The organism is Levilactobacillus sp. HBUAS70063, assembly GCF_038374745.1.
Taxonomy (GTDB): domain Bacteria; phylum Bacillota; class Bacilli; order Lactobacillales; family Lactobacillaceae; genus Levilactobacillus.
Genome location: NZ_JBANSM010000005.1, coordinates 82,914 through 96,193 on the forward strand (window position 1 = coordinate 82,914; position 13,280 = coordinate 96,193).

Below are 13,280 nucleotides of genomic sequence, written 5' to 3' on the forward strand. Positions count from 1 at the left end.
TTTAATCATAACTTAAACCACTGCACCCTGCAGTATAATTTGTGAAATTTATTGTTCACTCCAAGCTATCATGACGGCGTGATTCAGCACTTGATTACGGATGTTAGTAAAGATGATTTCAACGTGGCCGTGGGTGGTCAGGTGGAGATTATTGGGTGGTTGTATCAGTACTATAATACGGAGCCGCATAACCAAGTTGTTAACATTACGGGCGGGCCCGTTAAGAAGAGTGATATTCCAGCTGCGACCCAACTCTTCACGACTGACTGGGTCGTAAAGTACATGGTTGATAATTCACTTGGAAAGTACTGGTTAGAGCGTCATCCCCAAAGCGATCTAAAAGATAAGCTCGCTTTTTTGTTGCCTAGTGATCTTGAAATCATTAATGATGCTAAGTCTGTGGAAGAGCTAAAGATCATTGACAATGCTATGGGATCAGGTCATATCCTGATTTATGCATTTGATGTCTTGATGACGATTTATTTGGAGCAAGGGTATAGTTCCCGAGATGCGGCAACGTCCATCATTAAAAATAATCTCTTCGGTTTAGAGATTGACAAACGAGCGTATCAACTCGCTTACTTTGCGCTGATGATGAAGGCAAGACAGTTTAATCGGCGTGCGTTACGCCCGGGTAATTTTGAACCTAATGTGTTTGCTTTTGAGGATACAGACGATATTTCTGAAGAGTTTATGACTGACATTCCTGAAAATGACAAGCAAGCATTACAGGATATATTAGAGCGGTTCAGAAATGCTCGGGAACTGGGTTCAATTATTCACTTTGATAGTCAAATTCATTATGATTTTGATGAGTTGCGACAGGCAGTTGACGGTGTAGCCACCGATGAATTAGATGTGTTTGGCCTACAAGAAATGAAGCGCAAGGTTCTGCGTACTTTAACTATTGCTGAAATTTTAACCAGTCGCTATGACGTGGTAGTTACCAATCCGCCATATATGAATAAAATGGATGCTACTTTAAAAAAGTATGTGAAGAAAAATTATGCTGACTACTCCGGTGACCTATTTTCAATCTTTATCTTCATCAATAGCAATTTGTCCAAGCAGGGTGGTTATTCTGCCTTCATGACCCCCTTTGTCTGGATGTTTATTAAAACCTATGAGAAATTGCGAAAATTCTTGATTGAGGACAAGAAAATAGATAGTCTCATTCAAATGGAGTACTCTGCGTTTGAGGAAGCAACGGTGCCAATAAATACCTTCGTTTTAAAAAATGTGACAAATGAAGCAATTGGAACGTACCTGAAGCTTTCAGCCTTTAAAGGCGGCATGGCAGTCCAAAAGGATAAGGTTCTTGAAGCGATTGATGATCCAAATATTGACTATCTTTATCGAACTAATCAAGCGAACTTTGCGAAGATTCCCGGGATGCCGATTGCTTATTGGGCAAGTGAAAATTTGATTCATGATTTTGAAGTCGGGACATATATGGATGATCTGGTGGACGCCAAAGTTGGACTGCAAACAGGCGACAATAATAAATTTCTACGCCTGTGGTATGAAGTTAACCATTCAAGTATCAGCTTTAATTCGTCTTCAATAGCAGATTCGATTACTTCTCAAAAAAAGTGGTTTCCATGCAATAAAGGCGGCGCCTATCGTAAGTGGTCAGGAAATTATGATTACGTCGTTAACTGGCAAAATGATGGCAAAGAAATTCGAAACTTTACAGGATCTAACGGAAAAGTTAGATCAAGGCCGCAAAATGCAAATTATTACTTTCGTGAAGCGATAACTTGGTCCGATATTACCAGCGGTGAATTTGCAGTTAGGTTCATTGAGCAAGGTTTCATACCTGAAACCGCTGGTATGTCAGCATTCTATAAGCAAGAAAGTTTGTATTATTTATTATTGTTGCTCAATTCCAAAATTGCAAATTACATTTTTAAAGTGTTGAATCCAACAATTCATTTAAAAACAGGTAACTTTATCGATTTTCCAGTCTTGACGACAAAGAATATTGATTTAAGTTTAGCGCAGCAGAATATAACCATATCTTGTATAGACTGGAATGCATTTGAAACTTCTTGGAACTTCGTCCGCCAGCCTTTTTTATTACACATCGCTGACGATAACCTATCACATTGTCGTTCCCCCGTTGGCTAACCCGACAATCTGTGACAAAATTGTGCCAATTGAAGAATTTTGGAGGGAAATTTATGGTAAGTTATCGTAAGCGCGGCAATGCTTGGCAATATGAAATCTCCTATAAAGACCAGAATGGTAAGTATAAGAAGCTTCGAAAATCCGGCTTTTTACTGAAATCTGAGGCTATCCTAGCAGCTAGCAAGGTCCAAACTGAACATCCTAACCTATCGACCGTCCAGTCTGGTAGCGAATCCTTAGTATCCTACTACAAGCGCTGGATTCAGGTCTACAAGCAAGGCGCCGTGACGCCAATTACCTACAATAAATATCAAAATACTGCCAAACATGCAGCGGAATTGTTCGGCGATCTCAAACTAAGGGATCTGACCAAATTGCTGTATCAAGAACGACTAAATAAATTTGCTGAAACTCACGCTCGTAGAACCGTTTCATGCTTTCACAAACAGTTACGTGCTTGCATTCTTGAAGCTTTAGACGAGAAAATCATTACGACTGATCCAACCAGAAAAGCCGTTGTTACCGGTCGCGAACGACCCAAAATAGCAAAGGCTTTAAATTACGATGATTGGTCAAAGTTGCTTCGCCACCTAGACACTTCTAAAATTGGTGAGATGAGTATTTACCTTGCCGCTGTTACCGGCATGCGGTACGGCGAAATCGTCGGTCTTACAGCTAATGACATTGATCTACAAAGCCACCTAATCAGCGTTAATAAGGCGTGGGATTATAAATATAAGACTGGCTTCATGAAAACCAAAACCCGCTCATCTATTAGAGACATTGCGATTGATGAACAAACCACTCGCCTACTCCAAGAATTTCTCACAATTCATTCTACTAGTCCTAGTCGACCAATCTTTATGGATTCTGCAGGTCATATCTTGGTCAGCGCCGAGATTAATAAAGTTCTCACCGAGAAGCTAGAATCATTAAACATCCCACGTATCACCTTTCATGGTCTGCGACACACCCACGCCTCAATCCTACTCTACAAAGGCGTTAGTGTACTTTCAGTATCTCGAAGATTAGGCCATAGCAATATCACAACGACACAGTCCACCTATTTACACATCATCAAAGAACTAGAATCTCAAGACCAAGATAAGATTATTTCTATTCTGAATAATATCTCAAAATAATTGGCACATAACTTGGCACAAAGGGGGCTTCTCATTGACTTGAGAGGTCCCCTTTGGGTTATTTAAGTTTAGTTAAAATGGTATTTCCGTCCTGGAGTTTATCGTAATTTACGACCACCCCATCATCTAAATCAAGTTCAATTTGTTGGTTTGCAATGTGTTGAATTAATGGGTCATACTTCTTAATTTCAACTAATTGCTGATTTAAGTGCTTCAGTTCTTTTTCATAACGCTTCTTCTGACTAGCTACCGTTTCGCCAGTCTCCAGCTGTGATAATTGATTAATTTTTTGCTCATATTTACTCTGCAGTGGATGCAAATAGTTTGTCCGCAACATAGCCAATTCGTTGCTGTCATAACGATGGAGATACATTAATGCTTTAAACCCGTTATGGCGGCCGCTGTTAAATTCCCAGTAAATAGGTCGCTTTTGATAAATCTTCTTATGATCTTTGAAGAAGTCCTCAACGAAGTATCGCCGAATAGCCATCTCGTTTGTATCAGCCTTTTTACCAACCACCGAAGCAATGTATGCAATATTTTCATCAACCGTCTCTGAGCCAAATGTGGCTGTTAAAAAGGCCTTTAAGCGATTAATGATATCGCGTGAATCACCAAAATAATCTGCATCATTTAGCATTAGCAGGTTGTCCGCGTTTGGCACAAACGACCGATACTTACTCTGATCCCAATCACCACCGGCAAAAGCTAGCCCTTCTGTATCTAATGAATAACGTCCGAACACAACGCCAACGAAGTATGACAAGAATGACTTAATGTCGCGCTCTTCATCCGCTAATCGTACAGAAACATCCTTATCTGCCACTTCCGGTGTCAATTCATCGTTAAGACCATATAAATCAATGAAAATCTTATTCAGCTTCTCTTCATTTGCTTTAAGCTGGTCAAACCGATTTTGAGCCTCTTCCTGCCATAAACCAAACGCATTCTTTAGCTTGCCACCAACTTCATTTTGCTTATCGTCAGCGATGTGAGTGAGGAGTGGATGACGGGTAAAGTCCCAGGAGGTCTCAAAACTGTTCCAATCTGACCGCGATATTTTAATAAGTAATTGAACAATAATTTGAGGAAGTTCATTGTTGCTTAAAATAACAGGAATATTATTGAAATCACCAACCTGAGAGTTAATTGTTGGGTTTAGTGTACCCATAATCTTGTTTGTTACATTAGTGCCTAGTAGCGCTAGTATATACAGTAACTGTTCTCTGTCAGAGGCAAAGGCTTCATTGCCCGCCGTCTCTGGTATAGATCCAACCTGCCGGTACAGCGCACTAAACTGACCAGAAGTAATCTTCGGCCAAGTTATCGCTTCACGAAAGTAATAACCCGTATTCTTAACTACAAAATCAGGAGTCTTTAGGTATAGATATTTTCTTAGAACATTCTCTTTAATTTCCTTTCCATCATTTTGGTAATTGATGATGTAATCATAGTTTCCATACCATTTTCTGTAAGCCCCGCCTTTATTGCAAGGAAACCATTTCATTCCTGAATTCTGTGCACTTCTCGTTGATGATGCGTTAAAGTTTATTGTTGATTTTTGAACTTCAAACCATAAACGTAAGAACCTTTTGTTGTCCGTTGTTGCTATTCCCTGTCGTGCGTCAACTAATTGCTCCATCCGTGTCCCGACTTCAAAATCATGAATCAAATTTTCACTAGCCCAATAAGCAATCGGCATCCCCGGAATCTTCGCAAAATTCGCTTGATTAGTTCGATTAAATCGGTTGCCAGCAATGGGTAAGTGCTGCGGAATCTTTCTAGATGCATCAACTGTCTTTATTTGATGATACGTACCAACAAAATTAGGCAGTTGATAGTTTCTTACAATCGTAACGGCTGTGCCAAAAGCAATGCCCATCACGTTATTTTCCATGTGCATTAAGTTAGAAATGGTATAGTTCTTTAATAAGTTAACCCGCATTTTTTCAAAACTTGAAAGAAACATCCAAGATTGCATCGTAACCATAGCATTGTAACCTCCTGGTACCAATGCCTTATTCCAACGTTCCATAAACATTGCAAAAAGATCAGATTTAGAATTTGGATAGTTCTTTTTGGCAAATTTCAAAAGATTAGATCCCATTCGGGAGGATCCCATGTAAGGTGGATTAGTTACAATTACCTGATATTTTTGCCCAAACAATTCAACAGAATTTAGAATATCTGTCACCTTATCTAACAAGGGAATTAACTCAAAGGATAGTTGATTATGGTTTAAAGTATCTAATTCTTTACGTAATGACTGCAGAGGAGAGGCATCCTCAGAAATAAGCGATCCCAGTTCATTTCCAAATGTAAAGTCCTGTAGATACTGTTTTAGAATTTCGTGACTATTATCGGATAGTTGATTTAGCAAGATCTCAAAGTCTTCCAGCTTAAGATCATCTGTTCCAGGAATATCGTAAATATTCATGTGGGTAATTTTGGTTAAGGCTCGTCGATTGTACTGTCTTGCCTTCATCATGACTGCAAAATACGCTAGTTGGAATGCTCGCGTATCAATATCTAGGCCATTTAAATTGTATTCAATGATGCTCTCAGAGGCTTCTCTGCGCGAGTAACCTTCCGATTCATAGATCTGCATGAGGACGTCAAAAGCATAAACTAAAATATGCCCTGACCCCATTGAAGGATCAAGCAATTTTAGCTGCTTAATGTCTAGGCTTTTTAGAGAACTGTCCATCAATTCCATCTTGTCTTGAACATTAGAAGGCTGGTGAGCATCTGACATGTAATACTGCCAATTGAAAGTGGCGGCAATATTCTGTTCAGTTTGAGTGCTTCCGAGAGCCAATAAATGTTTAATCCAATATTTTCCTAGTGAATTTTGCACCATATACTTAACAATCCAATCAGGTGTAAATATTTGAGTGGCGGATGCAATTTCGGTATCTCTAAATTTATGCGATTTGGGCATACCGATGACAGTATCTTTCGGTTCCGTATTATAGTACTGATACAACCACCCAATAATCTCCACCTGACCACCCACGGCCACGTTGAAATCATCTTCACTAACATCCGTAATCAAGTGCTGAATCACGCCGTCATGATAGCTTGGAGTGAACAATAATTCTGCATAATCATTCGTTGTTTCGAATAAATAAGGCAGATTCTTGTTCAACGCATTGGCCTGCTTGATAAAGAGCATCTGATACTCCGCATCCATATCACTTGGCGCTTCCGTATCCTCGGCCCGTGCAATAATTGCCTTTTCGGTCGACGTGAACCCACCGAGAGCATTTTCGGCATCCATTGCGTTTACCAAAATGTCAGGCACATTTCGATTCTCGGTACTTGATAGAACCCGAATCCGGCTTGGTAAGTAGTCATTAACTTCCATAAATCGGATCGCAATGATTCGATTAAACCAGGTATAAGCCACTTCTTCTACCAAATCATTAAAGGCCGTTGTGAAGTCATTCTTACGGGTCCGTTGTTTTAATTCAGCAACCAGCTTCTGACGCTTTACAATGTCATGACCCGTAATCTCGCCCTGCTCATCGACGTAATACTCAACATCACTTGTCGAAATTGGCAATTTATCTTGAATACCATCCTTGGTAATGCCCAAAGTTGCAGCTTTAAGACGAATACCTTCAATGAGCGAACGACGTGCCTCAACCGCAAACTTTTTAATTGCTGTTTTATCCATATATTCTTCCTTCACTCTAATAGAATTTACAGTTCAAAGTTAATCTGACCGTTTTCTCTTAGTTGCTGTTTCAATAATTTTCTAAGTTGTTCAATCTGGAGATCTACATCCTGCGAATTGTTCAAATGCCAAGTTTGGTTCATTGGTAACGTCCGGGCATTAACGACTTTAGGCTCAAGTTTCTTTGCTGGAATGGTGTTATTTGCCGAATCATCGGGGGAACCGGAACCAGTCGATGGTTCCCCATCGCCTGACCGTCCCTTGTCCCGATCATTTTTCTTTTTATTCTCTCGTCGTTCTTTTTCCGCTTGGTCCTGAAGCATCTTATCCATGGCCTTGGTCAAAGACAAACGATACTGTTGTGCCTGACTGGGAACGACGAACAATTCGTTCAGTGTCCGTGCATCTCGGGCGTTTTCCAATAGGTGGGTGAACGAGCGCTTAATCTGTTCATCAAATTCGCGCGTTAACTGACGTTCCTCGGCATAACTCTCAGTGGCTGACTGCTCATCCTCAATCTTTTGCTGCGTTTCTCCTAAACCGGCGTCAAATTCAGCACTAAAGGCCTGCTTAAAGGATTCCACCAGATCGCTCAATTGCTTCAATTTGCCTTGCGGTCGATTACGCATAATCTTTTCTATTTCCGTAATCAACTCTTTAACTTGCGGGCTAGTCACGAACTCCTTGGAATGTTCAAACACACGCTGTTGCTGATGCCCAGCTCGCCAAATTTCCTGTTGTGTTTGACTCTTGTAGAATTCACTGATCCCGTAATCTTCCATATCATCGCGCCAGTCCAACAGATCATCACGTTTTTGACTAACCAAATCGTAGAACTTATCCGTATCATCCTGACGTAGCAATTGGTCGATTAGCTCACAGCCCTTTTGCAAAATATCGTGGCCTGGGAAATAATCATCTTTACTTGAATAGATGGCCAAGGTTTGCCGTTCATTAGACATCGTATTCTTGAGTTCGTCCATTAACGTGTCATCTTCACTATCACTAAATGACTGCTTACCGAAGACTTCAAGCGCAACCGTCCGTAAGTCCTTCTTCTTTGACTCGCTAATGGCCTGCCGTGGTTCCACCTGAACAGAGTCGGTAAACTGACGCTTTAAGAAGTACTTGGCTAATTCATCGGCCGCCAGTTTTCCATGTAAACTAACCGGCTCGCCATTAACATAAACTTTTAGCTTAGAATCAGCGAAAAGTTTAGCGACTAGCCATTTAATGTCCATTTCCCGATACCCATAAGGAATCTTAGCAAAGCGTTCTAAGACGGACTTATAGGAGATCTTATTGTGGCCCGTATACTCATGATTAACCCGTTCCAAAACAGCTTGAAGTGCGCGCCCGTTCTCATCCGTTTCGACTAACTCATTCGTTTCTTTGAATAAGCCAACAACATCGTTTTCTTGTTTAGGCACATCAATATAGCTTAGATTACGATAAATTTCATCGATTAATTGCTCCTGTGCTTGCGCCAGCCGCGTAAAGAAGTCCTTCTTATCCGCATCAATCCGCTCACCCTGTACGTAAATATTGGCACGTTGCAAAACATCTTTTAATTCTTCAGTTAACTGCTCTCCCAGCGAATTTAGCTCTGTTTTCTTTAAGTCAATAATTCGCTGCGAACGGGCATCCTGTGACTGTTCTCGTGGATTTAAAATAAACTTCTTAATTCGCAAAATCTGTCGCTGATCATCCGCATACTGTAGTTCGTGCGGGAGGTCAATGATGATCTGCGGCTGGTCCGGTGAACTGGATTGTCGCCGCAACTCCATGTCTTCATGATTAAGTTCACTTTCAATGGTCACAATCTTCAGATTAATGTCCTGATTTACTTGTCCCACCGGACGGTCATCTATCCACTGGTTAAAGACAAACGTATACTGCTGTTTCAATTGGGGATACGTGTAGCGTCTTGAAATTGCCTGATTACTGAAAAGATACTCCCCAATCGCTTGAGAGACATCACCCGAATCCACATTCTGGCGCTGAATCTGCTTACTAATATCTTGTTCAGCATCCGTCAAGAATTCATAGCCCTTACTCGTCTTCTCAACCACGTTTTGTTCTTGAAGGACCTGTAACGCTCGCTTAACCTTGGCTTCTAATTCGATTCGATCCGTATCAATCGAATCAATCATCAGTGTGACCAAATTATTCAGCGTTGCATCGAAATCGGGAACGTACTTCACCATAAATAATGTTTCCAAGACCTGAACTGCGAAGGGATTGTCCTCACCAGTCGGATTAATCAACTCGTTATTTTGTGCCCGTTGAATAACAATCATATGCGTATGATCGAGGAAATGACTTAAGCCCTGGAAGAAGATACTAAACGGTACCAATGACGTCGTATCCTGATCCTCTAGCCGCCGAGCAGACTCTTGGAACACCGCCAGCATAGAGCGTTCACCATTAGCCAAATGCTTCCCATCCGAGCCGTTTTCGCGAATAGCCGTTAAGGTATCTTGCAGTAAGAAGATTTGGTACGGGACAAAGGGATACAGATCCGCAAACATCTTGGCATTATCATACCGTTTACGTTCCTCTTTACCGTCAAAACTGATCAGATTATTAATAACGTGTTGGTTATCTTCAAAGCTGGCTTCTAGCAGATGTTCACTACTATCCGTTTTCGCCAACAGCCGTTTCTGAATAACCTCATCTACGTTAGCTGAGGACATAGCGATCCGTGTTTTAAAACGACCCTGGATTTTAGAAAAATCCTGACCGTTAATGTTCGTCGTCACCTTATCAATCGCCTGTTGACTCGTAACAATGACCCAGGCCTTACCATGCGTATAGGTCCCCAAGTCTTCCACAATACTCTGCAGATTAAGCATCCGTTGCTGACTAGACCCGATGTACTGACCCACTTCATCGACCAGAAAGACCATGTGATAGTTAGGACCTTGGGTTGCGATATATTGATTAACCAATTTTGCAAAACTTTCAACGCTAACTGGATATTCTTTCTTTAACTGATCAATAAATCCATTAGCATCGTCTACCGACATGAATCCAATCGCTACCAACGTCTCTTTAATCGTTCCCTTGAGGAAGGCATAGGCATTGCGAGCATCCTTCCATTCCCGATGTTGTCGGTCGAGTTCTTGGAACTTTGCTTGAAAGTCAGCGTACTTCCCCTGAGCTATCAAGTCACGTTCGAGGTCCGCAATCCAGAAATCCGCCCCAAACAACCCTAATTGCTCGTTAAAGACCTGTAGGAAGACATTCAAAATGGCATCTTTTTGTGATTTATTTCCATTTTTAGCCTTAGAATCGATATTAAACAGCATGACTTCATTAGGCACCGTTGTTGCCAACTTCATGTTCGCCAATGTTTCCGGATCATGAATCTTTTGATCGTCCGTGAAGTAGTCCAGCGCGTGCTTACCGGCAACTTCGCGGTTCTCCAACAAATACGCTAAAATCTTCAAGAAGTGTGATTTCCCGGAGCCAAAGAATCCCGAAATCCAGACCCCCATATTGGTCGTATCATGTCGAATTCCTTCGGCGTAGGCCGCAAAAAAGTCTTTAAAATGGTTGTCTAGTTCCTTTGTAACAACATATTCTTCCAATTCCTGTTTAACGTTTGCATCTTGCTCATCACCAATCGTAATAACCCCTTTAATGTTACGATCGATTGACTTGGCAAAAATATCTTTAATTTTCATTGCCCGGTCCCCCTAATTAATTTGAAATGCTCGGTAGTAGTTATCCTCTTTGGATTCGCCAAACATACTGAGGCTTAGACTGTCATACGTTCCCGGATAAAAGAAAACCACTGGAATATCATCAATAACCTGGTGCATCGTATTCAAAACCTTGTGCGCACGAATCAGCGGAAAGATTTCCCCAATTCCCGTAACAAATACTGTGACAGGCTCCTTAAGTAAGTGGCGCTGCATGTACTGTACAAATAGATTCTCTGAACTCGTCATCTCTAAAGCGTTATTCAGCTGTTCAATTAGGTAGTCCATGCCGTCCGTTTCTTCCATGGCCAGGACATCCTCCCGAATTCCCATGTCATCAAGTAACGTCCACATGATGTCATACAAATTAAACTCCACAATATCCATGCCAACGGTTTCTCGATTCAATTGCTGTTCCATGCTCTTAATCTCTTCGGTAACTAACGGCTGGTCCTGGGGGTCAAACGCTAAAATGTAGTATGAGACTTCATTCGACAATCCCCGATTTTGCTGAAAACCGGGGTCTGCAATCTTTTCACGCAAGTGCCTTAACTTTTCAATTGTATTTGCCATGCTATCTCCCTAACAGGGCCGCTAGTTGTCGCGTCGCCCCTTTTGACTTCAATAAGATTTCTAACCGTGGATCTAATAACGGTCGCTTCACAAGATCAAAGTCCCCTTGATCCTCTAGCAAGTCTGCCTCTCTCAGGAAAGTTTTAAATGTTCCCGCGAGGCGTCGAATAGTTTGTCCCGTCCACGCCGCAACTTGTGCGTTAGCGACCTGTTTCTGATTAAAGAAGGCTTCAACTTCATAACTATGTAATTTTGCATCCCCCAGCAACAACTCACTTCGATAAATCTCGTACATAAAATCATCGAACAACGCATTAATCTTCAGAACGGAAATAAGATTGATTAACTTTTGATTCGCAAGGTCCAATGATGGAAACAGGTCAAAGTAATCTTCATCTAAGGCGTTCACTCGTCGTTTGATGGTTCTGACCACGTCCTGTGCTCTGGCTGTCGATCGTTGTTGAAAGTAGTTCTCTTCGACACCCATCGAATAAATATCACGATCACTGATTCCCCGTTCACGAAGCTCTAGATACTGAGAAAATTCATTAAACCAAAACGAGTGTGTGATCATTGAAGCGCTATATCGAGCCATTACTTATTCCAGCTTTCTATCATCGAAATGCTTGTCCTCACTATGCTTTCAAGTATATAAGATAATGACCACCAGTGCGAGATTTTCAAGGAATTATTAGCCTCACGAGGGAAATCCATCATAATTTTACTTGTTATATCAGTATAGCAATCTCTGTCAATTCCCAAAAGTGGCGCTACTTACTACTAAATGTAAAACTCTTCAAAATTGTTGCAGCCTATTTTAAGCATCATTCAAAATAATTCAGAAATCCTTCGGTATTTGATTAGACGCATTTCATCAGCCCTATAACTGATGACCCATGGCCCTTACTTTTGTATTAACTGTCGCCCATGACCGACTTACCGGGTAACCATATTATCCCATCAGGATACACTTATTTTTCTAGTATTTTGAAATCATATCCCGTATGATAAAAGAATCCAATAAGCTTAATCTGCAAATAGCTGGATACAAAACTAAACCCACTTACAAAGGAGCCTCATACCTCATGGAAGACTACGTTGCCCTCGACATCAAAACCGCCAACTCCTCGCGCGCCGCAATCTGTGCCATTGGCCTCGCCCAATTCAAAAACGGCGAGCTGACCAACAGCCTCTACAGCCTCGTCAACCCGCACGAACCCTTTGCCGAGCGCAACACGGCTAGCCATGGGATTAGCGCCGCCAGTGTGGCCCAGGCTCCCACGTTTACCGAACTTCTGCCGCTCCTACACCGCTGGTTGGATCATCAACTCATCGTCTCGCACACCAACTTCGACATCTCGGCATTACGGCAGGCCTTGGCTAAATACAACCGGCCCCAGTTTACCTTCAAATACTTCGACAGTTACGTCATCTGCCAACAGCTCGTCGACTATCCCCATCACCGGCTAGCCGACATGGCCGCCTACTTTGGAATCCTTAACCCACACGAACACCACGCACTCCACGATGCGCAGACGTGTGGCCGGATTGTCGCGGCGCTCGTCGCCCACCGCCAAGCTCCCTCCCTCAACAGTCTTCTGAACAAGGCCGGCTTTCACCAACTAGGCGTCTCCTCGCAATTGGAACAGAAGAAATTTCAACGAACCAGCGCGCTAGATTTGATCGACATCGCTCCCGCGGTTAAGACGGCCGACTTTAAAAAATTCACGCCAGCCGCCCTGTTCTACCGGCGAAACGTGGTCCTAACCGGTAATTTACAACTCATGACCCGAGCCACGGCCTTCAAGAAAATCATCGAAGTGGGCGGCACACCCCAGGATACTCTCACGGAGACCACTAATTTTCTCGTGGTGGGCCACACCAATCCGCAAGTCGTGGGCGCCGATGGCAAGTCTCCGAAAATTCGCAAGGCCGAGGAGATCAACCGCGTCTTCCCGGTCATCACCATTATCGATGAATCCGACTTTCTCAAAGCGATTGCCCAATAAAAAAGTTTGGGCCCAAATGCCCAAACTTTGATGTCCCAAC

Annotated in this window: 7 protein-coding genes; 3 read left to right on the plus strand and 4 right to left on the minus strand. The window is 42.2% G+C overall.

The genetic code is table 11. From position 1 onward, the window contains the following. Positions 1 to 78 precede the first annotated feature (78 nt). Positions 79 to 2,130 (plus strand): BREX-1 system adenine-specific DNA-methyltransferase PglX, encoded by a 2,052-nt coding sequence (gene pglX / locus V8I28_RS08950; protein ID WP_341779780.1) that lies wholly within the window; start codon positions 79 to 81, stop codon positions 2,128 to 2,130. A 53-nt stretch (positions 2,131 to 2,183) separates the two neighbouring features. Then, a complete protein-coding gene (locus V8I28_RS08955) occupies positions 2,184 to 3,272 on the plus strand; it encodes a tyrosine-type recombinase/integrase (RefSeq protein ID WP_341779781.1) in 1,089 nt (362 codons plus the stop codon). 58 nt (positions 3,273 to 3,330) lie between these two features. Here the strand turns inward: V8I28_RS08955 and pglX (V8I28_RS08960) are convergent, their stop codons facing one another. From pglX (V8I28_RS08960) to V8I28_RS08975, 4 genes are read right to left on the minus strand one after another with little or no spacing between them, the layout of a single operon-like run. After that, on the minus strand, positions 3,331 to 6,951 hold the full coding sequence (gene pglX, locus V8I28_RS08960) for a BREX-1 system adenine-specific DNA-methyltransferase PglX (RefSeq protein WP_341779782.1): 3,621 nt from the start codon (positions 6,949 to 6,951) through the stop codon (positions 3,331 to 3,333). Between the two features lie 26 nt (positions 6,952 to 6,977). After that, a complete protein-coding gene (gene brxC / locus V8I28_RS08965; protein ID WP_341779783.1) occupies positions 6,978 to 10,640 on the minus strand; it encodes a BREX system P-loop protein BrxC in 3,663 nt (1,220 codons plus the stop codon). A gap of 12 nt (positions 10,641 to 10,652) precedes the next feature. Further along, positions 10,653 to 11,231 carry a DUF1788 domain-containing protein gene (locus tag V8I28_RS08970; protein ID WP_341779784.1) on the minus strand — a complete coding sequence of 193 codons (579 nt, stop codon included), beginning with the start codon at positions 11,229 to 11,231 and terminating at the stop codon, positions 10,653 to 10,655. Position 11,232: 1 nt separating this feature from the next. Then, positions 11,233 to 11,826, minus strand: a complete 594-nt coding sequence (locus tag V8I28_RS08975) for a DUF1819 family protein (protein WP_341779785.1) — start codon at positions 11,824 to 11,826, stop codon at positions 11,233 to 11,235. 490 nt (positions 11,827 to 12,316) lie between these two features. Here V8I28_RS08975 and V8I28_RS08980 point away from each other — a divergent pair, with 490 nt between their 5' ends. Further along, positions 12,317 to 13,240 (plus strand): exonuclease domain-containing protein, encoded by a 924-nt coding sequence (locus V8I28_RS08980; protein WP_341779786.1) that lies wholly within the window; start codon positions 12,317 to 12,319, stop codon positions 13,238 to 13,240. Positions 13,241 to 13,280: the final 40 nt, after the last annotated feature.

Excerpts from the sequence above, each read along its gene's own strand:
- V8I28_RS08955 (WP_341779781.1), top strand. The coding sequence starts at position 2,184 with ATGGTAAGTTATCGTAAGCGCGGCAATGCTTGGCAATATGAAATCTCC.
- pglX (WP_341779782.1), bottom strand. The coding sequence starts at position 6,951 with ATGGATAAAACAGCAATTAAAAAGTTTGCGGTTGAGGCACGTCGTTCG.
- brxC (WP_341779783.1), bottom strand. The coding sequence starts at position 10,640 with ATGAAAATTAAAGATATTTTTGCCAAGTCAATCGATCGTAACATTAAA.
- V8I28_RS08970 (WP_341779784.1), bottom strand. The coding sequence starts at position 11,231 with ATGGCAAATACAATTGAAAAGTTAAGGCACTTGCGTGAAAAGATTGCA.
- V8I28_RS08975 (WP_341779785.1), bottom strand. The coding sequence starts at position 11,826 with ATGGCTCGATATAGCGCTTCAATGATCACACACTCGTTTTGGTTTAAT.
- V8I28_RS08980 (WP_341779786.1), top strand. The coding sequence starts at position 12,317 with ATGGAAGACTACGTTGCCCTCGACATCAAAACCGCCAACTCCTCGCGC.